Here is a 24,832-nt window from a genome sequence, read left to right on the forward strand (position 1 = left end):
CAAAAAGGAATCCATTTTGAAAAAAGATTGGTCAAAATGAATCCCTCTGTATTATTGATAAATGTGAACCTGGATGAATTCGAAGTCACTTGAAACAAACGAATAACTCTTGGAGAGAATATAAGACATAGTGTTCTTTTTCCAAAATCATATTTTCTAATACCATTAAAATATCAGACGGACTAAGGCAGATACGGTCCCACTAAGTCTAAAGCTCCTAAAATTTCAACACTACAATTATATTTCTATTAAAAGCCTTCGTTTTTCCTAACCCGTAAGGAGGTTTCAATAATCATATCCAATAGCTTACTATAGGTGATTCCCACCGCATGAGCGCTTTTTGGTAGTAAGCTATTTTTTGTCATCCCTGGCAATGTATTCACTTCCATTACATATGGGATTCCATCTTTTATAATCATATCAACCCTAGCATAAACACTGCATTTTAATGCTCTATAGCACGCCATTGCAGCCTCAGCGACACGCTTTTGCGTTGTGACCGGAAGTTCTACAATCTCTTCAATCGTAGCCGCATCATCATATTTCGCATGATAGTCAAAGAACTCGGCCGTATGTTGAATTGAAATGATCGGTAAAAGTTTTCCATCCAAAATGGAACATGTAATTTCCTCGCCCTTTATATATTTTTCAATTACGATTTCGGAATCCCATTTCAATACATCCTCAAGCGAGGATAGTAAAGACTCCTTATCGTATACGACCTTTACCCCTACGCTGGAACCACCCGAATTAGGTTTTACCACTAACGGATACCCCATTTTTTCGACCTCATCAAGCTGAAGTTCTTCCATATTCGAAAGATGAATCCAATCCGGGGTTTGAATTCCTTCATAACGAATCAATTTTTTCGACATATTTTTATCCATACAAATACCGCTTGATAACATGACACTTCCTGTATATGGAACGCCGAGCGATTCCAGTGTACCTTGAATTGTACCATCCTCCCCATATTCTCCGTGAAGCGCCAACAAGGCAATATCGATATCCCTTACCTTTTCAATAAGCTCTTTTTTGTTATTTAGTTGAATAGGCACAATTTCGTACTTATTTTTATCCAAATGTGCAATCATTTCTTCCCCAGTCATGAGGGATACTTGTTTTTCGGAGGACACGCCTCCCATAATTACGCCAACTCTCACTTTTTTCAACTCCCATTTTCATTTTTCAATGTATCTCCAATTATCTTAATTCCCTTAAGAATATCCGCTTCTTTTAACCGAGAGAATCCTAATCGAAACGTATTACTTCCCCTTCCATCCGTGTAAAAGACGTCCCCAGGAGAAAAAACGACTCCCTTTTCATAGCATTTTTTCAAAAGTGTACGTGACTTCATTCCTTTTTCTAACTCTAGAAAAAGATGAAGTCCCCCATCCCCAGTCATTCTTTGAAAAGGAATGTATTGATGACAAGCATGAACAGCTAGTTCATATTTTTTCTTATAAACTGATTTGGCCTTTTTTAAATATTTTTCGAAATAACCATCATGCAAATATTGATAAAGCACTGCCTGGTCCAGTGTAGATGTATGAATCGTTCTTGCCCTTTTCACACTTTCCAAGCAATGAATTAATTCTTTATCTGCTAAAATCCAACCAACACGTAATCCTGGAAAAAGAATTTTTGAAAAGCTGCTGATATAGATAACATTGTTGCCGGACCCGGCGAATGTTAATAGGGGTGCTAGGTGAGAACCCGAATAACGCAATTCCTCATTAAATCCATCCTCCACGATAGGGATCCCATATTTCGAAAAAAGGTTCATGATTTCAGTCCTTTTTTCTGAGGATGTGACAATTCCAGTCGGATTATGATAAGACGGGATTAAATATGCGAAATCAAAATCCATTTCGGATAAACTTTTCTCGACTTGATCAATATCAATACCATCATCCTTCATTTCAATCCCATGCACATCAAGTCCATGTAATCGAAACAATTTTAAGGCAGCATGATGTGTCGGATTTTCACATATAATACGACCGGACTTTTTCGCTAAAGAAGACAATAAAATATCCAGCCCTTCGGTGAAACCATTCGTGATCAAAATATCCTTATTGGAAATGTCTACCCCTTTCATTTCCATATAGTGAAGCAGGTAATTAATGAGAGGTTTATAGCCTTTTGCATATCCGTAGTTCAAAACGATATCCCCTTCAATAGACATTCGATTCAGAAAAGCTCTTTTAAAATTCTCAACATCAAAAAGCTTTTCGTCTGGAGCAATACTATTGAATGAAATCATGCCTTTTTCCCAGCGAACACCATGTTTCATTAAATCTAATTCATCAGCTAACAAGGTAACTTCATTGACTTTTTCTTTCCAGTTTAGTTCGATGGATGGAGTTTTGGATGTTTTAACTTTTCCTATAAAATTTCCTTTTCCCTTTATTGCATAGATTAGGCCTTCTTGTTCTAAATCTGCGTAAGCAGTGAGAACAGTATTTCTGCTGACCGATAATAATTTACTAAGTTCTCGGGTAGATGGAAGCTTCTGGTGTTCCAGCAGATGTCCTTTCATAATCATTTTTTTCAAATAATCCTTTAATTGAATATAAAACGGACGATCATCCACAAGTTTAAAATCATTAAACACTCCCTTGACCCCCTTGCTATCATTTTTGCATAACTATATCTATCCTAAAAGGTCCACAGCATATGTATTTTCTTTAACCAGCGGTATGGTTTTCGGCACCATTCATACAACTTTGAGATGAAGAATGTTGCAAATTTAAATTCACTTCACCCTCTTATCCAATAATAAGCTAAACTTTTTTAATGTAGTGCTATCCTAAGGGGAAGTAAAAAATCCCTCTTAGTAATAGTACTATTTTTATACCGTAAACAGTTGTTTTTTATCTTTTAAAACACTTACAGGAAATTAGTATTTTTTTAGTCTTTATGTAGCTTTGAAATAAAATTTGATTGAAATAATACTATTAATATTGATAAATCAACTAAAGAAAAGAGCTTGTTTTGAAGAAAGTTCAATCCAAACAAGTGTAGCTTTAAAATAAAGTTTTCTCTAAAAAACACCTCGCAAACTCGAATTTTACGTTAAATTAAAAGAACCCATTTTGAAAAAAGATTGATCAAAATGGGGTTTTTTTTTATAAATTATTGTTCAATTTTTATAAAAGAGTTTGATCATTTTCTACTATTGATTCTCCACAATCGCTCATAAGTTATTGTTTTTTAAGCTCCTTACTTCCCTTTTTCCGGCTCAGAAATTTTTCTTCCAATAATGATAACAGACCCTATCCCTGCAATATTTATACCGGTATTCATATTCTCAAACTATGATTTCCCTTTCTTACTATAAATTCCAGAAGCAATAACTCCAAATAAATAGCCTATTCCAGTTCCTAAACTAACTATAAATACTAGAAAGCTTGGTTTGAAAAACATGCCGAAAATTACACCGATAGCACAACCAAAAATCATTCCCATTGGTATTAAACTATCTATTAAATCTTTAGCGTCTCTTGACTTTTTCATACCTAATGTTCCTTTCTGTGTAAATAAAGTATCAAACTTTATTCCAAATCAACAGTTCAATTAAAGATCACCGTTACTAACAGTAATAAAGTTCTGGTCTATTTAATATGATCGCACTGGTGAAATAAGCTGAAGATATGAAGAATTATCAACAGGTTCAATTAAGACTGGTCTCATTGAACCACCAAAACTTAACCTTACCTCTTCTTCTTTTATTACTTTTAAAGCATCCATTAAAAAACTTCCATCAAATGAAATACTTAATTCAATCTCTCCGCTAATTATCTTGATATTTTGTGTTTCTTCTATTTTCCCTAATTCTGATGAGTTAGAAAAAATTCTTATCTTTGTACCGTCCTTTATTTCTAAATTTACATTATTATTTCTCCATTCATTTGCAAAAAGGCATGCTCTATCAATACCTTTTAATAGTTGAGTTGTGTCCAAAGTAATTACTGTCTTCAAATCTTTTGGTAACAATCCCGAAATGTTAGGATAATTACCTTCAATTAATCTTGAAAAAAGTGAGATAGTGTCTGATTTAAACACTATATAGCTATCTGTTATATAAATATGTATTTCACCGGTTTCATTTTTAATTAACTTAGTAAGCTCATTTAAGCTTGTGCTCGGAACAATGAAAGAACCATTTACATTTGTTTCTATTGCAAGTTCTCTTAGTGCTAACCGATGAGAATTTGTTGCAACACACGAAATTTGGTTTTCTTTAAAAGACATATTAACTCCTGTCAGGACAGGTCTGGACTCGCTCTTAGAAACTGCGAATACAGTTTGATTAATTATTTCCATTAATTCAATACTGGAGATTTTAGTGTATTTAGCTTCATCAACTTGAGGAAGGCTTGGGTACTCTTTAGGGTTAAATCCGTTTAGGTTGATTACAATTTCATCAGACTGAATGGTAACTAATTGTTTTTCATTTACTTTTAAATGTATATCACTAGGGAGCTTTTTAGCAATTTCACTTAAATATTTAGCAGGTATAACAATACTACCTGTCTTATAAACTTCCAATACCTTTACATCATTAATCATTAAAGGTATTACTTTTTCAATAATAATATCAGAATTGCTTCCAATAAGGATTAAGCAATTTTTTTCAGCAATTATCTTAATACCTGTCAAAATAGGAAAAGGGGTTTTTAAAGATACTGCTTTACTAACCTCTGAAATTGCTTTATTAAAACATTCATTATTTATTATAATTTCCATAATAAAGTTCACTCCATTTTAATAGTTAGTGAAACTAATTCGACAAAATCCCTAAAAATTCCTATTTAACTAAACTATCTTTTAATTGGATAAAAAAGACTATTTGTTCCCTTCTAATAGCTTTCTATATAATGATGCTCTAGATATAGCTTTGAAATAAAGTTTGATCAAAAATACCTCGCAATCCCAAGTTTTACGATAAATAAAAAGAATCCATTTTGAAAAAAGATGATCAAAATGGATTCTTATCCAGCAGATTTTTGTTTAGTTTTTTAAAAAAAATTTGATCATTTCTACCTATGTTGTTCAACAATCGCGCCCGTTTGTTGAAGATCACTGAAGCTTCTATTAGCTAGTTAGCTTAAGCAGAAAGCTTCACACTCTTTTGTTCTATTCCCGTCATTTCACTTATTTTCTCACTGTTTAAATTCGACAAAAGAAATTCTAGCTATTTCTTCCCTTGTTAAAGGAAACAAGAAGGGAACGGAGAAATCTATTCCCTTCTTGTCTGCATACCAAGCCCTATTTAGTGAATTTTGGTTTAAGATCACCTTTATAAGGTTCATGTTCAACGAATATAGTTATGTCCTTGCCATCTATGTCTTTACCAGTTCTTTTATACGTAAATTTATTATTATTAAGTTCGGTAAGTTCAAGGGCGGCGCCATACTTATTATTTCCAATTGAAACATGGGCTCTTATCTTATTTCCGTGTACAACATCGAAGTAGCCGTAATCACCCCGGCTTTTGCCTGTTTCAGCATTGAAAAACTCATATTTATTAGTCTTATCATTAAATTTTGCCAGACTTATAAAATTTGAATTATATTTTGTTACATCATTGCCGTTTTCATCTAATACCTTTGTTCCTTTCCAAAGGGTGCTACCTAAAATTTTATCTCCATCAACGTTTTTAACAATATCTCCTGTAGTAGTGTCCAACTGCTTGTCCGGATCAGTAAAAGACAGCTTTTTTTCTTTATATGGAACATGTTCAACGAATACCTCTACGTCGTTGCCATTAGCATCTTTTCCCATTCTTTTATAAGTAAAAACATCTTTATTTAGTTTTATCATGTCAACAACAGCTTGGTAATTCATTGATTCTGAAATTAATATTCTCTTCTTCCCATCATTGGTGATAAAGAATGTTCCTTTATCGCCACGACTTTTACCTGTTATAGCATCAAAAAATTCATATCTTCCTGACTTCGCATCATATTTCGCAAGACCAATGAAGTTTGCATTCTCTTTTGTTAAGTCATTATTATCTTTGTCATACACTCTTGTACCTTGCCAATCTGTGCTACTAAGAATGTTAGCCATTTCCTGACCTTTGGTTAACTTATTTTCCTTTTTAGTCTCTTTAACAGCTTGTTCTTGCTTCTGTTTACTATGATATTCTTGGGCGTTAGCACCAGCATTGCACCCTATTAAAACTAATGTGAATCCGAGTAGTATTGATGATATTGCTTTTGCTTTTTTGTTCATTTTTATCGTCTCCTCATTTTATAATTGTAGTGAATTTACATGATTGTCTATTATTTATAGTAGTAATACGGTTTCGCTTGTACTGATTGGAATCTTATACAATCCGACTATTTTGCACCTGCTTTTAACAAAATTTTTTCAATCTCTTTAAAGTCTTTCTCACGTGCATGTTGTAAAGGAGTCACCTTATTATTGTCTGGAATGTTCACATCCGCACCATGTTCAATCAGCAATTGCACCGTTTGCTGCTGCTTATCGTCTCCATCATTCAAAATAATCGCTTCTAATAAAGCTGTCCAACCAAGATTATTGACATGATTCACATCAATATCCGTATGGGTGAGAAGTTCTTTTATTACATCCACATATCCATGTTCTGAGGCAGGGATTAAAGCTGTTCCTCCATACCGGTTTGTAATCGCCGGGTCGGCCCCTGCTTCAATTGTAAGTTTTAGAATATCTATATATCCTTCTGCACCAGCATACAGGAAGGGATTGTTTTTCATATCATCCTTGATGTTCACATCCGCACTTGCCTTGATAAGTACTTTTGCGGTTTCTACATCATTGTTATATGTCGCAATCATAGTGGCAGTCCTTCCTTTTGAGTCCTGTGCGTTGATATTCGCACCTTTCTTAATAAGTTCGCTTATGGTGTCTGCCTCTCTATGGTCTGCGGCTTGAAGCAACTGTTTATTTAATCCTTCGCTCACGATTTCCTTCTCCTTTTCTTGTTTTTTCGGTTCTCCACTAATGTTAGAAATACAACCTTGAAGCAAGAGAATACATCCTATAAATGCCATCATCCGCTTCCACATAAAATATTCTCCTCTATTCTAATATTGTTTTTGCTCTGCTCTTTTTACGTGAGGAGTGAAATTTTTATATTCTGCGGCTTTTTCTCTCGGAAAACACGTTCCGTTAAATATATAATTTATTTATTAATTCTTTTCTTTCCAAAGAGTAAAAGGATTCTTTTCATGATGATTTTTATTGAGCTTTAATAATTTAATGTCTCGTTGTTCCTTTGGAAGAGCTATTTGCTGATAAACGTATTTTGTTCCTAATCCAATTTCTTCTTCCTCTTGTGCAGTATAGGAATAATAAACATGTTTAAGGTTCGCCCAGTAAATGGCACTTAAACACATCGGGCAAGGCTCCCCGCTTGCGTATAGTATACAGTCGGAAAGATCAGATGTACCAAGAGTGCGACAAGCCTGACGGATAGCTAGAAGTTCAGCATGCGCAGTGGGGTCGTATGTTTTAAGAACATCATTTACTCCCTTTGCAACAATCTCACCATCTTTAACAATCACTGCACCAAATGGTTTTCCTTTTTTGTTTTTGGTATTGTCGTAAGCTAACTCGATTGCCAATTTCATGAATTCTTCGTGACTCATTTAAAAACACTCCTTTAAAAATTAAATATGATTTTTTCACTCATATTTTTTTGTTTCCCATAGTTGTTCTAGTACAATTACGATGATCGTACCAACAATGAGATCATTGCTTAAAATATATTGGAGAATAGTAGGCAGACCATGAAATATTCCTTTAGGAAGAAACATTAATCCAATACCGATTAGCAATGTGATTCCTAATATAGTTAGCCGACGTTGATCTAATTCGTCTTTCAAAAGGGATTGAAACGAGATCCCAATCATTTGGACAAAGGATGCTAAACTTGCGGCACAAGCAATAGGGCCGGGAAGCATAGCTAAGAAGTTGACGATTGCCGGAACAAAGGCTATACCTGCTAAGGCTAAACTTGCTATTAGGAAAGGCATTATTCGTTTTTGCTCAGTTATTCGGATAAAACCCGCCGATACTGGCAATGGCACAATTCCAATTGTCGAAAAAAGAGCTGATATAACATGTGTAATACCGCCTGCCCAACTGGCGCGGTTAATGGTTTGTTTTTCGGATTCTCCTGATTCGGGAACCACTTGTTTAACAGCCGTAACGGCCGCTATCGTATTAGAGACTAAAATAAACGTAAATATAATAGAGGTTATAACCATTCCAGCATTTAACTTCGGAGTCCCCCATGCAAAAATGTCTGGTAATTTAATGAAGGAAGCCGGTGTGGAAATCGTATTGGGGGTTTTTCCTAATAAGAAGTATAGTAACCACCCAAATAAAATTCCTAACAGTACGGAGTAACTTTTCATCCATCCTTTTCCTTTAATTGATAGCACTATCACTAGAACAAATACGCCAAATGAAATCGCTGCTATTTGATAATCCAGATTGGACTGTCCTTGTATTCCGAACATTCCCTCTAAAAAAACACCACTAAGTTGAAGACTCAGAATCAAAAGAAAAGAACCAGTAACTAAAGGAGTGAACAAAAACAGCAGCCGATTAACCAGGCCGGTTATGCCAAGAATAACTAGTAAAAATCCTGTAACCAGCAAACCACCTTCTAAAAGTTGTAATGTTTCTTTCGTACTTTCCCCCTGCTGAATCGCCATACCCGCTAAAATACAAATACACTGACCCATGAACCTGCAGGTCCGTCAGCGATCGGATAGCGATGTCCGATCCATCCTTGTATAAAGGAGCTAATGCCCACCACAAAAAAAGTTCGTTGCATCAAATCGGATATTTCCTCGATCGATAAATGAAATACTCCCCCGATTACGATCGGTAATGCAACAGAAGTGGCCAGCAGGAAAAAGAACCATTGAAATATGCTTAAAGCGCCGTAAAAACGTTGTTTCCCCATATTGCTTCACCTTCATATTGAAATATTTATTTTTCCAAGTACTAATAGAAATTAGTTCTAATTGGCTTAAAAATAAAGATTTCCCACAAGAAAAGCTTTTATTAACCTATCTCGATGTTCTAGCTAACATCTGCAAAATTTTTTTGCTTAAAAATGCATTGCGGTTTAAAGCCGTTGCGGGAAATTTCTTTTCATCTAAAATTATGATATCTTAGAATGTGGTATATGAAAAATATAAAAAAAATTAATTTCACTTAAGTTTTCCGTATAAGAAGGGGGTTTTTTCCATCGATGGATATTAGACAACTGCGATATTTCATAGCAATTGTAGAAGAAAGAAAAATTTCTGCTGCGGCTGAAAGACTTCATATCTCCCAGCCTCCGCTAAGCCAGCACCTGAAAACAATGGAAGATGAATTAGGAACGAAATTAATAGAGAGAAGTGGGAAATTTTTAGAAGTGACGGAAGCAGGAAAAGCCTTATATAAGTATGCGCTACAAATGACTCAGTTAATGGAAGAAGCCAGAATGGAGGTAAAGGAAGTCGGAAACGGGGTAAGTGGAAGACTGACGATAGGTATCAATACTTTTTCGGTAGGCGGATTACCTGAGTTACTTCACCAATTTCACAAAAAATATCCTAAGGTTACATATAAGGTTCATCAAAATGAGTCATCTCATCTTTGTCAATTAGTAAGAGACAGGATTGTAGAGCTGGCGATTATACGATTACCGCTCGAGTTAGATGATTTTTCAGCTATCCATCTCTATACAGAACCTTTTTACTTTATTACTTCAAATAAAAAGCAGCCTTTTAATCATCAGGTTATGCTTACTGACATTCAAAACCATCCTCTGATATTACCGAGTACAGAAGGATTGGGAGTTCATTATATGATCTTGGAAGCATTTTCGAAAGCTCAACTACATCCGAACATTATTGCCGAGTGCTCTGACATCTCCCTTTTATTAGATTTAGTCGCTTGTGATTTTGGAGAAGCTATTGTTCCGGAAACCGTCATTAAACAATACAAAAACTACAATATCCAGGCTTTCAAAATTACAGATACAGAGCTATCTGCATCCATGGGCTTAATATGGCTGAAGAATCATTATCTATCAAAAGCCGCTCAAAACTTTACAAAACTGTTAACGGGGTACCTCCAGCAAAACACGGATTTACAGCGTTAAGGATATTCTAGCATTCAAAATCCCAATCTCTCAGTGTCATAATTGAGAAATTGGGATTTATTTATTCAACTATATGGCCCGATTGTTGAATACAATGATTGGTATTTTTTAAACAACTTTATTATTTGTGAAATGACTTTATTATCATTTCACAGTCGCATATTAGTTATATGTAATATGTGACATCTTTTATTTTTGATAACTTTTTACGATTTAGGTACTGATAACCATTTGTTGCTGCTCAACAGTTCCTTAATCCGCCTTTCAGTTCAGATCTTTTTTTCACTTTTCACTATAAAAACACCCCTTTAGATAAACAAATCCAAAGGGGCAAAACATCGCGACTTTGTTCAAAACATCGTGTCTTTTTTATAAACACCGTCACTTTATTTAAAAAACTACGGAAATTATCGAACTTTATTTAAATGATATAATCATTATATATAGAAAGAGGTGATTGTAATGCCAACATTACTAGATACAGTAAAAAACTTACTCCACGAAAACGAAACGATCCTTTTTTACACACAATGTTCTCTATCTTTATTTCTGCATAGAGGGCCATCCATGCCAGGAATAATACTAGCAACAAATAAAAGAATGCTATTTGTATATAAGGAGAAAAACAAATTTAATTCTCAAAGATATGAAGAATACTTATATGAACGTATTGAAGAAGTAAAAGAACATCCTTATTTCTTCAGCTCTCATACGTCTATTTACTACAACGATGATTGGGTACGTTTTGAAAAAATATACGATCAAAATATAAGAAAACAACTTTGTTCAATCATACAACAGCAAATTGTAAGTAGCTCGTAAACATAGGGCTACTTATTTATTTACTTTATCAGAACATCTACGCATATGCTTAACATTGCATTATAACGAAAAGTGATTTTATTTTTCAGAAAATTTTGTTAAAATCGAGAGAAAAAGACTTATAAGAAAGGAATAAACTCATGATACATAAGTTAAAAGAAAACATCTCTTCTGTATTTGTCGGAAAAGAAAATGTAATTGACCTGCTCATAGTTTCTTTATTAGCAGATGGGCACGTTTTATTAGAAGATGTCCCTGGAACAGGAAAAACATTGTTGGCAAAAACGATTGCTAAAAGTATTGGCGGCCAATTTTCCCGCGTACAGTTCACACCTGATGTACTGCCTAGTGATGTAACAGGTATTGAATACTTCAATCCAAAAATAAGTGAATTTGAACTACGTCTCGGTCCTGTTATGACAAATTTATTATTAGCAGATGAAATTAACCGTGCTATGCCACGTACGCAATCAAGCTTATTAGAAGCGATGGAAGAAAGGCAAGTGACACTTGAAAAACAATCCACACCTCTTCCAAAACCATTTTTCGTAATTGCAACGCAAAATCCAATCGAATCACAGGGAACATTTCCCCTTCCAGATGCACAGCTTGACCGGTTTTTAATGACCATTTCGATTGGTTATCCTACTCCTGAAGAAGAGCTCCAAATGATGAGACGTTTTCGAAAGAACAAACCGTTAGACGAGCTTCATTCGGTCATCTCACTAGAAGATATTATACAAATACAAAATAAAGTAAAAGATGTTCATGTATCGGAACCTTTGGAGAGCTACATCATCAAACTTGCTAATGCAACTCGTAATCATGATTTTATCGCAAACGGAATTAGTCCACGTGGAACACTCGCTTTAGTAAGAGGTATCCAAGCTCTTGCCTTTTTACGTAATCGTGAATTTTGCACACCAGAAGATGTACAATTCCTGCTCTCTTACATTTGGAAACACCGTATTATTTTATCTATGGAAGGTGCTCTTCGCACAACAAAACAAGAGACTATAGAAAAAATTTTGCAAGAAGTTGATGTACCGGTGGAGATTGAGCAAACATGAATGGGCAACGTCTTGTCTCCGTCTCATTAATGTTTCAAAATTACATGATTAAATTAACGATTCCAATTTCACTGTTGTTCACATTCTACTTACCGCAGTCATTTATCATATATCCATTTTTGTTTTATTACATGTTTTCTTTTTTTATTTATCGATATGTCACTAACATAGAAAATCATTTTCAAATTATGAATAAGAAACAAACAACGAGATTGTTTCCAGAAGAGAGCGGACAACTATCTATTATGTTACAAAATAAAGCAAGGCTGCCATTGGTGAACGGAAAATGTTTCTTTCATGTTAATCCATCACTCGTTACTCATCCAAGCATAGGACTAGAACAAATATCAAAAACATTCTTTTCTTTTCCATTTTCACAGCCTGCTCACTCACAGCAAAAGTTGGATTTAACTTTCACGGCCACAAAACGAGGGTTTTTTCAAATTGAACAGTTTGAATGCATCATTGGTGATCCTTTCAACATCATTCAAGTCCATTTACCAGTTATACATAAATTGAAAACTGAAATCATCGTCTATCCTGTTCCAAAACAGGTTGCTGGGTTACAAGAAATACAGCAATTATTAATGGGCTCTTATAGAACAAATTTTTCCTATTTTCATGATGAAACGTCAATTGTCGGAGTTAAACAATATGAAAGAGAATCATTTCGTTCCATCCATTGGAAGGCGTCAGCGAAAATGCAAAGTTTACAGGCAAAGCAATATGAAGCAGTAAAAGATTATAGCTGGACTATCTGTATTTGCCTTGCTTCAGATAAAGGACTTGGATGGAAAGAAAATATGGAAGATATTATTTCGTATGCAGCATACATTTGTCAAATTGCAACTAAACAGAAAATCCCATTTGAATTATTCATTAGTATTTTAGCAGAAGATGGACCGTTGCATTTGACGCTGAATGAAGGGCAAATGCATTATGTGAAAGCATTAGAAGAACTCGCACGTATTTCAGAAGATAGTACATTACTACCACGAGATGGTTTTCTTCATTATATGATGCGAAAGAGAGTGAGATCGTCTACGATGTTTTTCCTTGGCTTCTCTAAAAAGGCTATTCCCCATATACTATGCAGCCAACATATATTGTTCACAATGAAGGGATGGTGGAACAGCTTGAATACATGGCTACGATACGTTAATGATTTTATTCTTCTCCTCCTTCTCTCTTTATTGACTGAAAAAAGAGAGGTTTTACACATTATTTTATTTCTTCTAGTCAGTCATATTTGTTTACTACCGATTATGAAAACTAAGCAAAAGAAAAAATCATGGTTCGTAGCGTTATTCATCTTACAAGTTATTGTTTGCTATTCTTTGGCGTTATTTTCTTCCGTAGGCTCCATATTATTGCCGTTTTTCTTTTTTCTTGTGTACACAAAAGATGATATTACACCATTTCACAAATTATTAGGAGCAATTCTATGGTCTTTCTGTTCTTTACTTCTCCATATGCAAATTCCATCCATATGGGAAATAGGATTACTCATTTTATATACGCTCCTAACCTTATGGATTACAAGTTTCAATCAAAATCAAAAAATGATGCGATTATTATCAGTTACAGCCATTGCGATTGTTAGTTTTTTATTTATCCCTATACTCGCTTATGGTCGAATAATTATTGCTTATGTGATGCAATGGATTGCTTTAGGGGCTGGTTATATATTAAATCCGCTCTTTCTAACAGCTGAACTTAGTCATAAAGCCGATTCTTTAAATAGCAAATTAAATAAAGGTGACACACCACCTCCCCCGCTTCCAGAAAAATATAATCCATTAAATTTACAATCTATCACAGTTTTTATTATCATAATCATCGCTATATATGTGATATGGAAACTATTTAAGAAACGACATGAAATAAACTTTAGACGTATGTCTTCCTATGAACCTATCGTTATTGGTCCAGAACAAGGTAGCATACAGAAGCGTAACAAAAGATTACGACCACCAAACAATGCAATTCGCAAAGAAATTTTTAATTTGGAAAAGAAACTAAAACCACCATTAAATCGGCTACGCGGTGAAACAGTTGAACAATGGATGGAAAGACTTCATAGAGACGAAGAGGTCTCCATTCAATTCGATGTGATTATCGATGCATATAACGCTACAAGGTATGCAAATCGTGATGATACTGAACTTCTCCAAAAATTTAAAAGAGAAGTTCATACATTATACAAATATCGAAAATGAGTGAAAGAAAAAAATAATCTTGAATCTCAATACTACTAAAAACCTCGACTTCTCCTACTGGAGTCATCGAGGTTTTTAGTAGTATGATAAGAGTAATATAAATTCGGTTCCCCCTATCATGCTATTTTCTCTTATATTTTTTGCTTACATAATAAAAGAAGAACACCTTATGTGCTCTTCTTTTATTATTATTTATATTAATGTAGCAAGATGCTGCTTTGCATCGTATTCCTCTAAACTTTCCCCATGTTTAACACGATGAACAAAATCCGGATTAGAAATCAATGGTCTACCAAATGCCGCTACATCAATTGTACCTTCTTGTAGTGCTTCTTCTGCCTCTTTTGGATTTAAATTCCCAACTCCTACAATTATACCATCCCAATATTTACGAACTAATTGATGTAAGTTTTTTCCGTCAGCTATAACTTGCGTATAATTCATTGTTGAAGGATGAATCATCGTTAATCCTACTTCACAGAACATCTCTACGAAAGTTTGAATTGCTGCTTCAGGATTTTCCCACATGTAGCTAGGGTTATCACCTTTAAATGCCGAAAAACGAATAAGCGTTTTATCTGCACCAATCGCACTTATAACGGCTTTCAATACTTCTTTCATAAATGTTAACCTTTGTTTTAAATCTCCGCCATATTGATCATTTCGATGATTTGCAAATTCATAAGCAAATTGATCAATTAAATACCCATGTGCCCCATGAATTTCTACCCCATCGAAGCCTGCTTCTATCGCATTCCTAGCAGCTTGTGCATACTGTTCGATAGTCTCTTGAATTTCTTCTATTGTCATCGCTTCTGGCGTATCAAAAGGCTTCCGAAAACGTGGGACATTTCCTTGTGCCGCAATAGCTGAAGGTGCTTGTGGTAAGAATCCACCTGTTAGTTCATGATGGCTCATACGTCCCACATGCCATATTTGCGCAATAATTGTTCCACCTTCTTCATGTACTGCATCTGTTACTGACTTCCAAGAATCAATTTGCTCCTCGGTATAAATACCTGGGACACCTGGATTCCCCTTCGCTCTTGGGCTAATCACTATTCCTTCTGTAATAATTAGACCAACACCATCTGCCGCACGTTTCCGGTAATACTCGGTTACATCAGCTCCAACTACCCCTGTCTCATCATTAGCAAAACAACGCGTCATCGGTGCCATTGCCACACGATTACGAAGAGACCAAGCTCCAATTTGAATCGGATCAAATAACTTTGTTTCTTCCACGTTTTGAAATGATCCCCAATTGTTTATATTCGTGCCTTCATAGATGCTGGCTATTTTATTATTTGAATTTGTCATCTTTCTTCCCCCTTAATTAAAAATTCCACCTACATTTCATTGAAACGATGGAAACTGTCTATAACCGTATCATAATTTTTCACAAACTAGTGCGTCAATTTATCATTTTAGCCAAGAAGACTTCTTCCTCAATTTGTGTGAAGGTGCGTAGCACCAACAAATAGGTGGGAGATGAATTGGCTTTTTTGCGTAGAAAAACATATACTCATATGTTATAATTTTCCATGTACAAGTTGTACTTTGAAAACTGAACGTATGAGGTTGTAGCAGGTACTTATTGGCTCTGCTATGTAAAATGTTCAAGCCTAAGAAGTAGCCGAAGACGCATTGATGATTCTTAGGGATCTTGCAGTAGGCTCATAAGCAGTCCCAAAAGCTAGACTGATGGGATAGAGGGGTTGGGTGTCTATAATAGCACACCATTGTGTCAACTCCACTAACGTTAAGCGTTCCGCAGTGTTCGATACGTTAGAAACCCCTTACTTCAAACGAAGTTAAGTAGGGGAGTATTCATACGCTCTCCTTGTTATTACCCTTGTAGTGGTTTTCCATCAAAAGCTTTTATGTCTAATGGCGCAATTAAAAATTGATTTGCTTTGCCAACAAAAGTAGTGAAATGCTCACTCTTATTATGATTAGCAACTACTTCTGCATTTTCCCATACCTCTACCATTGTATAGACATTTTCTTTTTCGGTATCCTTGTACAAATCATAAGACATATTTCCACTTTCTTTTCTTGAACCACTGATTAGCGACTGAATCTCATCTAAAAACGCTTGTTGTTTTGCTGAATCCACATGAAATTTTGCATGGATAATAATCATGGTACTGTCTCCTCTCACTGTTCTACTTGTATTTATATATAAAAGGTTAATCACACAAATAATGAAACCTTGTGCCCTTCTAACAATTACTTCCACTGAGCGATTTTATCAATTGGAAGGCGAACTGATTTGTGACTACTGTAATCTGCTTTCCCAATTGATATTAACATAACTGGTACATAACGATCCTTATCTAAACCAAATGCCTCTGCAATTTTGTCTTTTTCATATCCACCGATTGGACATGTATCGTATCCGTGAGCACGAGCTGAAAGCATAAGTTGCATCGATACAAGACCACCATCAATTAAAACTACGTCTTTCATTTCTTCCGGAGTAATTGCTGAGAAATAAGCAGTAAGCTTCTCCATTTGACTTTCTTTTACTTCTGAAGGCATATATCCAAGTTCCACCGCTTTTCCGTAAATTTCTTCACCATTTTCGAAATTATTCAAATCACCAAAAACAGCAATCATTGCCGCTGACGTTTCTACTTGACGTTGATTAAATTTAGCAAGTGGTGCAAGCTTTGCTTTTCCTTCAGCACTATCAATTACTAAGAAGCGCCATGGTTGCATATTTACAGAAGATGGTGCAAGAGTTGCTTCTGTAAGGATCTCTGTCATTTCTTCTTTACTAATTTTCACAGTAGGATCGTAAGTTCGAATAGAACGACGACCTGTGATAATTTCCGTGAAATTATTTGTTTTTTGTGTGTTAATCATAGATGAATTCTCCCTTTTTCTGTCTAATGTTTACATTAGAATTCTTTTATATTTTTTTGAATGCGATTTAACATATTTAGAAGTTCATCGCGTTCTTCTTCGTTAAAATCCTTTAACACAGAAGTCGCAAATCGCTCTTTTTCCTCTTGAAAAGAGTGAATTTTATTTCGACCATCATCTGTTAAACTAACAAGGGTTATTCGATTATCATTCGGATTTTTACGTCTTGTAATCATTTCGTTAGCTTCAAGTTGCTTTAAATGCCGGGTAATTGCTGCATTGTCAATATTGATTTCTTTTTGAAGTGCTTTTTGACTTATTTCATCTACTAGATAAAGTTGATGTAAAAGTTCAAGTCTAGACTGGCTAATCCCCGTACAACCTTCGAATTTCGAACTAATGTCTTTATTGAGGAAATGTAATTTATATAAAATAATTGCTTCCTTTGAACATGAATCGCTCAAATTATCCCTCCTTTTTTAGATTACCTAAAAATTTGATGCATCAATAGTTGATATATCAAATAATATACTTGAGTTTTATTTGAAAAGCAATAATTTTGTTTTTATCCTCTTTTTAAGGGGCAGTTATCCCTTCTTCTGCTCAAAATTATATTTACTATTCCCTTTGCTCACCAGAATTATTATTCAACTATATTTCCACATATACAGCTTAGAATCAGATGTCTTTTATGCTAGACAAAACAATAATATCCTCTTCTTATTCTCCTCTGACCTATATCCAATTTTTAAAAGATAAGATTTCACAAAAATAGACTGCCTCAAAAGGCACATATGTACCTTTTGAGGCAGTCTATTTTTGTTTGAAATTATACATAACCTTAACGGTACAGAGCCGCCTTTCTTTTAATTTGTCACAATATGTTCTACACACTGCGGTAAATGATCTAACTTTGTTTTTAAAAAGGCAGGCTGCGTATTAAAGTGATTGATCTCTTCTAGTGGAACCCATTGAAACTCAAATTCTCGTCCACCATCTTCTCTTATAAAAGAACCCGTTTTTGGAATAGCACAATCCTCTAAATGCGTTTCATAATAAAAGCCTATTTCATGAAACTTATGATTATCATAAGTAAAAAACTTCTCAACAATCCACATTAATCGTTTTACATTTGCATCCACTTCTAATTCTTCTTTCAGCTCTCTTTTAAGAGCAGACTCACTACTTTCAAGCATTTGAACTCGTCCGCCAGGTAGACACCAAAAGTTATCTCCCTTCCCGCGATGAAGAAGAACCTTTCCATTTTCAATACATACAGCTGCTACGCGATAATTAAAGCGTTTCCCGTTCTCTGTAAAAACAATATCCATCCCGATTCCCTCCTCATATATATCTGACAAATAAAAAACCCACAAATTCCATTATAAGAAATTTGTGGGTTTTTTTCTAATTATTCCGCAAAATCTTTCGCAATTTCTCTCGCTCGTGCCATTGCTTTTTCTTTAATACTCTCTGCCTCATTCGGCATTTGATTCATACCTTCTACAACAATGGAATCCACATTTTCAATTCCAACAAAATCCATAATAGCCCGAAGATAACGATCTCCAAACTCCTTTTCTTCTGCTGGCCCTTCTGAATATATCCCACCGCGCGCTTGAATATGAACGGCCCTTTTACCAGATAACAAGCCAACAGGACCTTCTTCTGTATACTTAAATGTTTTTCCTGCAATACAAATTGTATCAATGTATGCTTTCATAAGCGGTGGAAAGCTAAAATTCCACATCGGTGTTACAAATATATATTTATCTGCTTCTACAAACTGATCTGTTAATTTATTAATTGCAGCAATCTTACTTTGCTCTTCTGCAGAAAGATTTTCAAACGCTGTCCCTTTTTGTAGCTTTCCCCATCCATTAAGTACATCCGCATCAATATATGGAATATGGGTTTTGTACAAATCAAGATTAATAATTTCATCATTTGGAGCCTCGTGACGATATGCTTCTAAAAAAGTTTCTCCAACTGTAAGTCCATATGATTGATCAGTTGGTTTCGGATTTGCGGTAATGTATAGAACTTTACTCAATTGCTATCCTTCCTTTCGAAATATAAATTCAACCCTCCTTATATTGCCTTTTATCTTGATTTTTATTAAAAATTTCATATCTGCTCGAAAGAATTCTCATTAACTTATCATGACGTATACTGCAAAAGTACGATTATTTACTGCAAATTCTACTTCGGACTACACTGATATTATGTTTCGCGAGTGCTATCATGAATACTGTTTTTACAAAAAGGTTAAATCGTTTATAAAAATAATGAACTGAAATATCCTATTCTGATTAAAATAGACATTTCAGTTTTTCTTCTTAAACTAACGAAGCAAGATTCTTAAGGAAAGTATGGTTATATAAAAAAGTGGATAACTACAAACATTAGTACCCACTTTTTATTTAATAGCGTTTATCTTGCATTAACGAGTAGTAAGATTCCCACTGATGGAAGTTTCACTTTATGCTTTTCTTTTTTTCACAGGAATCCATATTTCACTTTTGAAATTAGGTGCAGAAGTCGCTTTACCTTCAGTCCATAACAATTCTGGACCATCTACTGCTTCATAACTAGAAGAAGGAAACCATTCAGAATAAATTCGTCCCCATACATTTTGAGTGTCTTCTGGAAACTTTCCTTCAATTTTAAAAATAGCCCAAGTTGCCGCTTTAACTTCTTGTGTCTCAAAATGATGCATTTCTTTAGAGGTTGTAGCGACACCTATTAAGTGATCGAGCTCTCCCTTTTCTTCCATACGTTCTTCAGAAAAATTAAACGATGCACTAATGAGTCCTTTCGGTTCTGTGTTTGAAAGTTGGTTTAATTGTTTAATCTTTTCAGAATCTAATTCTGCCCACATTGCTGTAATAGCAGTATTCTCACCCTTAAACACAATAGGTACTCTTTTTTTGATTCCTACAAGTGTAAAAGCTTCTTTATTCTCTATACGATAATTCATTTCTACTCCTCCTTGAATCGTTAATTGGAAAGTCATACGCGGAAATGCTTTTAACGAATGCCCACGCTGTCTTACTTCTGAAGGAGTTAAACCATGCAATTTATAAAATGCCTTCGTAAACGAATCTGGAGATTGATAGCCATATTTTAGAGCTATATCTATAACTTTGACGTTCTGAGAACTTAACTCAAAACCTGCATTAGTTAAACGTCTACGCCGAATGTATTCTGCTAAAGTTATTCCAGCTAGAAAAGAAAACATTCTTCTAAAATGGTACTCTGAACAATGGGCAATGCTTGCAATTTTTGTATAATCCATTTCATGTTCAAGATTTTCTTCAATATAAGCTAACGCTTTATTCATATTTTTTAGTAAATCCATTTGCATGACCTTCCTTTCATTTATAGATTATCATTCAAACAAAAGAGGAACCCGATATTTTATGTTCATTTTAGACGGGTTATAAAATGAATTAAAGTATTACATACGCTTAAAGTAACCGATACTTTAGTGTAAAAAGGATTTCAAAATGATCAAACTTTATCATATATGGCGAGAAGCCCCCCCACCTCAAGCGCGAATGAAGTGAAGCGGTAGGTGGGGGATGAATCGCTTTTTTTGTTTTTCTTAAGTATACAAATAGAAACGTGCGTTCCTTTTTTGGTATACTTTGTGTATACAAAACAAGATAGGAGCGTGTCCAATGAAAAAAGCATATTTTTCAATTCGTATCTATAAGAATGCACTGAATCCGAAGTATGTTGAAGCGATTGGACATGCTCTTTTCGTATTTAATCGTGCGAAGCATTTCGCTTTTCAAACGCAAGTGTTAGAAAAACGTTCTAACACCTCAAGGCGTTCTGAGAGTATGCAAATGACTGTAAAATCACGATTTAGTCTGAATGACTATTATGCAAATAGTGCTGTACAGGAAGCCAATGCACTATTTTCTTCTCAGACAGAATTGAAGAAATTGTATATTGAAAATAAAGATGAACAGATTAAAGCTGTAAAAAAGAAGATTAAGAAAACCAAGTCAGATTTGACAGTGCTGAATAAAATAAAAACATCTTTTATCAAAGGGAAGCCAAAGTTCAATAAAACGTCCAAAGAACAACAAATGGGACGATACTTTGTTGTGCAATTTAAAAAGAGAACGGATATTTACTATCATGCCTATCAATTTGAGCATGAATATTTAAATGTGCGTATTCAAATACTTCGTTCTCGTTTAGGTAGCCTTGAATTTCGGTTGGATAGACTACAAAAACTACTTCATAGTTTAAAAAACAAAGTTTCTTCTGTTGTATTTGGGAGTAAAAAATTATTCAAAGCACAACATACTGTAGATACTTATGTTCAAAATCATACACTTTGGGTTCAGGATTTTGAACAGACTCGTTACAATCAAATGTTGATTTCAGGTCGAAAAGACGCGAAATCAGGAAACTTTGTATTTACATACAATACAGAATCACAATCTTTACACTTTACAACACCAAACAGTGTTGCAGTTGAAATTCCGAACCTTACATTTCCATATGGACAAGAACAAGTGAATGCAGCTGTTCAAAACCAATGGAATTGCAAAGATAAAAAGAATGCAGGAAAACCAATCAGTTGGGCAATTGAAGATCATGGAGATTACTACATTTTTAAATGTTTAATAAATATTGAAGAGAACCAACATAAAAACTTCAGCAAATCCGATGGCGTCATTGGAATAGACTGTAATTTTGACCACTTTGCTTGGTCGAACATCAATAAACAAGGGCAACTAATCAAAACAGGGGTATTATCCTTTGATATTTTAGGTAAAACGTCAGAACAAATTACTAAAATTATGGAAGCGGAAGCCATTGCATTAGTTGATATTGCTGTAAAAGCAAACAAACCGATTGTTGTAGAAAAATTAAACACAACAAAAGCAAAGGTTAAGAACCCTTATGGCAACAAAAAAGCAAACATGGTGATGAGCATGTTTGCTTACAAAAAGATAATTTCAGCTATTCAAAGCCGTGCTGAGAAGATGGGTGTAGCAGTATTTGAGGTAAATCCAACGTACACTTCTCAAATCGGTAAAATCAAATATATGAAACGTTTTGGTATCAGCATTCACCAAGCAGCTTCTTATGTCATTGCTAGAAGAGCAATGAGATTTCAAGAAAAACTTCCACCAATTTTGTATTCACTATTACCAGAGAAGATGGTAGGTCTGCATCATTGGGCGCAATGGAAGTGGCTGTCTGGCATCCTGTCTGATTTGCGTGTTCACACATTCTATCAGATGGAGCTTTCGAACCATAACAAGATTCGTTCTGTGAATGAACTTTTTCCTCCAGGGGCTCTTACAGACTTGGAAGTAAAAGGTTTGTCTACGTTTGAAAGCAGAAAAACCATACCTTGTTGAATGGGTATGGTCTACTAAGCATTTTGTCTTAGTTGTCCCTTTTGGGAATCCCCTTCCTCAAAAATCTGTTAGGATTTTAGGTGGGGTAGTTCAATTCAAAGTTACAAATAACCTCTTATTAAAAAACAAAAGTATATATTTTATAATAAAAAAGCAGCATAACAATTTTATATCGTTTTGCCGCTTACATCATTTATAAATGTTTTATAAATAACACTCGACTTCCACCTTGTCCATCATAATTTGTATGTACAGATACACCCTCTATTTCACTATCACCTTTTTCAATATCAAATCCTAAATCACGATGAAATTGAATGGATTTTTGATTTACAGGAGATGTTACTGCTTTTACAACATAACGCCCATTAGACCGAACGGCATCAAAAAAGGAGGCATACAGTACTGACGCAATCCCTTGCCTTCTAAATTTCGGATTCACACCAATAAAATGAACGTATGCCTCGTCCTCAAAAGTTTGCGAGAAAAAACCACATAAAAATCCTGCAATTTCATTATCCTTTTCAATAATAAAACTTGTTTCTTGAAAATGAACAAAAAAGAGCTTCGGCAGCATGTCTGCCATCTGTCTCCCGCCCCACCAATCATTTATAACAGACTTAATTATAGTATAATCCTCTGGCGTAATTTTTCTAATGTGCATATGTCATGTCCTCTCATTTCTCACTTAATATTTACGTTATTCGACATGGAGGTGTGCTTTCCTTTATAACTTAGAAATTCATTTTTGGATGTTCATATCACCATATGCGATAATACAATTAAAACAAATGGAATTAGGTGAAAAGTATGCAAATGAAACCTTCTTTTGGCGATAAAAAACAGCATATAGAATACACCCCACGCCCGAGCTCTTATGCTATTATTTTTAAAGAAGATACGAGTAAAATAGCTATTATCCAAAAAGGAGTAAGATATTTTTTACCTGGCGGTGGAATGGAAAATAATGAAACAAAAGAGGCGTGCTTACACCGTGAATTATTAGAGGAATTAGGCTGGGAAATTGAGATACACCAATATATTGGAAATGCTGAGCGCTACTTTTATGCAGAAAAAGAAAATGTATACTATCTAAATGATGGCCATTTTTACATATGTAGTAAAGTACGAGAACATCATGTTCCTATTGAAGATGATCACATCTTACATTGGGTGTCTTCTTCTGAAGCACAGAAGTTGCTTGTTCACGATCATCAACAATGGGCCGTGAAGCAAGCAATCTTATTTTGCAAACAAAAATGACCACCCCTCCTAGGGCGTGGTCACTTTTCATACTAACTTACCTTTTTTAAATTCATTGCTGGTTTTTTCATTGCTCCTTTTTTCACAACATATAACCCAGCGAAAATAACAAGTCCGCCAAACAATTGCATGATATTCACCTGTTCGCCTATCGTTACAGCTGCAAATATAACGGCGAATAATGGAACAAGATACATATAAACCATTACTTTTGTTGAACCAATTTTACTAATTCCAACGTACCACATTGCTAGTCCAAAAATCGTTGCAAATACAATAGAATATCCTAAAGATCCCCAACTCAACATATCAGTCGGCCATGTTAAGGAGTCTACATTCATAAAGCAGTATAAAACAAGCGGGACAATTCCTAATAACGTTGACCAAGCGGTTACTCGCATAGCAGAATATTTCGTAATTAGCGGCTGAGCAAGAATCGGATACCAGCCCCATGCGATCGACGCAACCAATCCAATTATATTTCCAAGCCATGCATATTCATATGTAGATTGATTCGTATGCCCAGTTAATAGTACAATCGCTGCTCCTCCAAAAGAAAGCATAGATCCGATTTGTATTTTCAGAGAAAAACGTTCTTGTTTATGCAATACAGCTAAAATTCCCGTAAATATTGGTGACATTGCAATTAATAATGACGCGTTCGTCGCAGATGTATATTTTACTGAAAGCATAAACAGCGTTTGATATAAAGTTGTCCCAACAATACCAACCACCAGAAGTCTCATCCAGTCTTTTCTCTCTATACGTAATGAACGTTCCATAATAAAGGTAATAAGTAACAGAACAGGTGATGCAACTAAAAATCGCATACTATTAAATTGAATGGATGACATATATGTCACTCCGTATTTTCCTATCGTATAATTTGCTCCCCATACTAAAGCAACTGACATTAGGAGCCATTCCATTTGTCTTTGTTTCATCCAAATCTCCCCTTCCTTATTTAGCATAGTAAAATTGGACCGTTGTCACACCGTCCAATTGGCTGTTTTTTCACCCAGCCAATTTGCTATA

General features: G+C 34.8%; 21 protein-coding genes and 3 pseudogenes. 7 read left to right on the plus strand and 17 right to left on the minus strand.

Annotated features, from left to right (window positions below; all coding sequences use genetic code 11):
• Nucleotides 1–248: 248 nt before the first annotated feature.
• From WAX78_RS03350 to WAX78_RS03385, 8 genes and pseudogenes are all read right to left on the minus strand, one after another.
• A complete protein-coding gene (locus WAX78_RS03350) occupies nucleotides 249–1,163 on the minus strand; it encodes a D-alanine--D-alanine ligase (protein WP_336480866.1) in 915 nt (304 codons plus the stop codon).
• 5 nt (nucleotides 1,164–1,168) lie between these two features.
• The gene (pdxR, locus tag WAX78_RS03355; protein WP_336480867.1) at nucleotides 1,169–2,617 is read right to left on the minus strand and encodes a MocR-like pyridoxine biosynthesis transcription factor PdxR; all 1,449 of its coding nucleotides are present in this window, start codon (nucleotides 2,615–2,617) and stop codon (nucleotides 1,169–1,171) included.
• 701 nt (nucleotides 2,618–3,318) lie between these two features.
• Nucleotides 3,319–3,531 (minus strand): annotated as a pseudogene (locus WAX78_RS03360) (hypothetical protein); the annotation flags it as partial.
• A gap of 90 nt (nucleotides 3,532–3,621) precedes the next feature.
• The gene (dnaN, locus tag WAX78_RS03365; protein WP_336480868.1) at nucleotides 3,622–4,752 is read right to left on the minus strand and encodes a DNA polymerase III subunit beta; all 1,131 of its coding nucleotides are present in this window, start codon (nucleotides 4,750–4,752) and stop codon (nucleotides 3,622–3,624) included.
• Nucleotides 4,753–5,274: 522 nt separating this feature from the next.
• Nucleotides 5,275–6,243 (minus strand): DUF4822 domain-containing protein, encoded by a 969-nt coding sequence (locus tag WAX78_RS03370; RefSeq protein ID WP_336480869.1) that lies wholly within the window; start codon nucleotides 6,241–6,243, stop codon nucleotides 5,275–5,277.
• A 107-nt stretch (nucleotides 6,244–6,350) separates the two neighbouring features.
• The gene (locus tag WAX78_RS03375; protein WP_336480870.1) at nucleotides 6,351–7,061 is read right to left on the minus strand and encodes an ankyrin repeat domain-containing protein; all 711 of its coding nucleotides are present in this window, start codon (nucleotides 7,059–7,061) and stop codon (nucleotides 6,351–6,353) included.
• A 123-nt stretch (nucleotides 7,062–7,184) separates the two neighbouring features.
• A complete protein-coding gene (locus WAX78_RS03380) occupies nucleotides 7,185–7,643 on the minus strand; it encodes a nucleoside deaminase (RefSeq protein WP_336480871.1) in 459 nt (152 codons plus the stop codon).
• Between the two features lie 36 nt (nucleotides 7,644–7,679).
• Nucleotides 7,680–8,971: pseudogene (locus tag WAX78_RS03385) on the minus strand (purine/pyrimidine permease).
• Nucleotides 8,972–9,262: 291 nt separating this feature from the next.
• Between WAX78_RS03385 and WAX78_RS03390 the strand changes: the two are divergent.
• From WAX78_RS03390 to WAX78_RS03410, 5 genes and pseudogenes are all read left to right on the plus strand, one after another.
• Entirely contained in the window at nucleotides 9,263–10,162 is a 900-nt protein-coding gene (locus tag WAX78_RS03390) for a LysR family transcriptional regulator (protein ID WP_336480872.1), read from the plus strand.
• Nucleotides 10,163–10,624: 462 nt separating this feature from the next.
• Nucleotides 10,625–10,984, plus strand: coding sequence for a PH domain-containing protein (locus WAX78_RS03395; protein WP_336480873.1), 360 nt, complete (start codon nucleotides 10,625–10,627; stop codon nucleotides 10,982–10,984).
• 140 nt (nucleotides 10,985–11,124) lie between these two features.
• On the plus strand, nucleotides 11,125–12,054 hold the full coding sequence (locus WAX78_RS03400; protein ID WP_336480874.1) for an AAA family ATPase: 930 nt from the start codon (nucleotides 11,125–11,127) through the stop codon (nucleotides 12,052–12,054).
• A pseudogene (locus WAX78_RS03405) lies at nucleotides 12,051–13,216 on the plus strand (DUF58 domain-containing protein). The gene WAX78_RS03400 and the pseudogene WAX78_RS03405 overlap by 4 nt, the downstream one beginning before the upstream one ends.
• Before the next feature lie 103 nt (nucleotides 13,217–13,319).
• The gene (locus WAX78_RS03410; RefSeq protein WP_461781919.1) at nucleotides 13,320–14,273 is read left to right on the plus strand and encodes a DUF4018 domain-containing protein; all 954 of its coding nucleotides are present in this window, start codon (nucleotides 13,320–13,322) and stop codon (nucleotides 14,271–14,273) included.
• 192 nt (nucleotides 14,274–14,465) lie between these two features.
• On the opposite strand, the gene WAX78_RS03415 is transcribed toward WAX78_RS03410, so the two are convergent.
• The 7 genes from WAX78_RS03415 to WAX78_RS03445 form a co-directional block, all read right to left on the minus strand.
• Entirely contained in the window at nucleotides 14,466–15,593 is a 1,128-nt protein-coding gene (locus WAX78_RS03415; protein WP_336480875.1) for an alkene reductase, read from the minus strand.
• 529 nt (nucleotides 15,594–16,122) lie between these two features.
• Entirely contained in the window at nucleotides 16,123–16,419 is a 297-nt protein-coding gene (locus tag WAX78_RS03420; protein WP_336480876.1) for a putative quinol monooxygenase, read from the minus strand.
• 86 nt (nucleotides 16,420–16,505) lie between these two features.
• Nucleotides 16,506–17,144, minus strand: a complete 639-nt coding sequence (locus tag WAX78_RS03425; RefSeq protein ID WP_336480877.1) for a nitroreductase family protein — start codon at nucleotides 17,142–17,144, stop codon at nucleotides 16,506–16,508.
• A 35-nt stretch (nucleotides 17,145–17,179) separates the two neighbouring features.
• Nucleotides 17,180–17,608, minus strand: coding sequence for a MarR family winged helix-turn-helix transcriptional regulator (locus WAX78_RS03430; protein ID WP_336480878.1), 429 nt, complete (start codon nucleotides 17,606–17,608; stop codon nucleotides 17,180–17,182).
• Nucleotides 17,609–18,010: 402 nt separating this feature from the next.
• Complete coding sequence (locus tag WAX78_RS03435; RefSeq protein ID WP_336480879.1) at nucleotides 18,011–18,475, minus strand: NUDIX hydrolase; 465 nt, start codon at nucleotides 18,473–18,475, stop codon at nucleotides 18,011–18,013.
• An 80-nt stretch (nucleotides 18,476–18,555) separates the two neighbouring features.
• Nucleotides 18,556–19,197 (minus strand): FMN-dependent NADH-azoreductase, encoded by a 642-nt coding sequence (locus WAX78_RS03440; RefSeq protein WP_336480880.1) that lies wholly within the window; start codon nucleotides 19,195–19,197, stop codon nucleotides 18,556–18,558.
• Nucleotides 19,198–19,626: 429 nt separating this feature from the next.
• Nucleotides 19,627–20,505 carry an AraC family transcriptional regulator gene (locus tag WAX78_RS03445; protein ID WP_336480881.1) on the minus strand — a complete coding sequence of 293 codons (879 nt, stop codon included), beginning with the start codon at nucleotides 20,503–20,505 and terminating at the stop codon, nucleotides 19,627–19,629.
• 322 nt (nucleotides 20,506–20,827) lie between these two features.
• Here WAX78_RS03445 and WAX78_RS03450 point away from each other — a divergent pair, with 322 nt between their 5' ends.
• Nucleotides 20,828–22,534 (plus strand): IS200/IS605 family accessory protein TnpB-related protein, encoded by a 1,707-nt coding sequence (locus WAX78_RS03450; RefSeq protein WP_336480882.1) that lies wholly within the window; start codon nucleotides 20,828–20,830, stop codon nucleotides 22,532–22,534.
• Nucleotides 22,535–22,727: 193 nt separating this feature from the next.
• On the opposite strand, the gene WAX78_RS03455 is transcribed toward WAX78_RS03450, so the two are convergent.
• On the minus strand, nucleotides 22,728–23,198 hold the full coding sequence (locus tag WAX78_RS03455) for a GNAT family N-acetyltransferase (protein ID WP_336480883.1): 471 nt from the start codon (nucleotides 23,196–23,198) through the stop codon (nucleotides 22,728–22,730).
• Nucleotides 23,199–23,344: 146 nt separating this feature from the next.
• Between WAX78_RS03455 and WAX78_RS03460 the strand changes: the two genes are divergently transcribed.
• A complete protein-coding gene (locus tag WAX78_RS03460) occupies nucleotides 23,345–23,797 on the plus strand; it encodes an NUDIX hydrolase (protein ID WP_336480884.1) in 453 nt (150 codons plus the stop codon).
• A gap of 32 nt (nucleotides 23,798–23,829) precedes the next feature.
• Here WAX78_RS03460 and WAX78_RS03465 read toward each other — a convergent pair whose 3' ends face one another.
• A complete protein-coding gene (locus WAX78_RS03465; RefSeq protein WP_336480885.1) occupies nucleotides 23,830–24,741 on the minus strand; it encodes a DMT family transporter in 912 nt (303 codons plus the stop codon).
• Nucleotides 24,742–24,832: the final 91 nt, after the last annotated feature.

This window comes from Bacillus yunxiaonensis, assembly GCF_037104695.1.
In the GTDB taxonomy this organism is placed as follows: Bacteria; Bacillota; Bacilli; order Bacillales; family Bacillaceae_G; genus Bacillus_A; species Bacillus_A yunxiaonensis.

Excerpts from the sequence above, each read along its gene's own strand:
- dnaN (WP_336480868.1), bottom strand. The coding sequence starts at position 4,752 with ATGGAAATTATAATAAATAATGAATGTTTTAATAAAGCAATTTCAGAG.
- WAX78_RS03370 (WP_336480869.1), bottom strand. The coding sequence starts at position 6,243 with ATGAACAAAAAAGCAAAAGCAATATCATCAATACTACTCGGATTCACA.
- WAX78_RS03375 (WP_336480870.1), bottom strand. The coding sequence starts at position 7,061 with ATGTGGAAGCGGATGATGGCATTTATAGGATGTATTCTCTTGCTTCAA.
- WAX78_RS03380 (WP_336480871.1), bottom strand. The coding sequence starts at position 7,643 with ATGAGTCACGAAGAATTCATGAAATTGGCAATCGAGTTAGCTTACGAC.
- WAX78_RS03390 (WP_336480872.1), top strand. The coding sequence starts at position 9,263 with ATGGATATTAGACAACTGCGATATTTCATAGCAATTGTAGAAGAAAGA.
- WAX78_RS03395 (WP_336480873.1), top strand. The coding sequence starts at position 10,625 with ATGCCAACATTACTAGATACAGTAAAAAACTTACTCCACGAAAACGAA.
- WAX78_RS03400 (WP_336480874.1), top strand. The coding sequence starts at position 11,125 with ATGATACATAAGTTAAAAGAAAACATCTCTTCTGTATTTGTCGGAAAA.
- WAX78_RS03410 (WP_461781919.1), top strand. The coding sequence starts at position 13,320 with ATGAAAACTAAGCAAAAGAAAAAATCATGGTTCGTAGCGTTATTCATC.
- WAX78_RS03415 (WP_336480875.1), bottom strand. The coding sequence starts at position 15,593 with ATGACAAATTCAAATAATAAAATAGCCAGCATCTATGAAGGCACGAAT.
- WAX78_RS03420 (WP_336480876.1), bottom strand. The coding sequence starts at position 16,419 with ATGATTATTATCCATGCAAAATTTCATGTGGATTCAGCAAAACAACAA.
- WAX78_RS03425 (WP_336480877.1), bottom strand. The coding sequence starts at position 17,144 with ATGATTAACACACAAAAAACAAATAATTTCACGGAAATTATCACAGGT.
- WAX78_RS03435 (WP_336480879.1), bottom strand. The coding sequence starts at position 18,475 with ATGGATATTGTTTTTACAGAGAACGGGAAACGCTTTAATTATCGCGTA.
- WAX78_RS03445 (WP_336480881.1), bottom strand. The coding sequence starts at position 20,505 with ATGGATTTACTAAAAAATATGAATAAAGCGTTAGCTTATATTGAAGAA.
- WAX78_RS03450 (WP_336480882.1), top strand. The coding sequence starts at position 20,828 with ATGAAAAAAGCATATTTTTCAATTCGTATCTATAAGAATGCACTGAAT.
- WAX78_RS03455 (WP_336480883.1), bottom strand. The coding sequence starts at position 23,198 with ATGCACATTAGAAAAATTACGCCAGAGGATTATACTATAATTAAGTCT.
- WAX78_RS03460 (WP_336480884.1), top strand. The coding sequence starts at position 23,345 with ATGCAAATGAAACCTTCTTTTGGCGATAAAAAACAGCATATAGAATAC.
- WAX78_RS03465 (WP_336480885.1), bottom strand. The coding sequence starts at position 24,741 with ATGAAACAAAGACAAATGGAATGGCTCCTAATGTCAGTTGCTTTAGTA.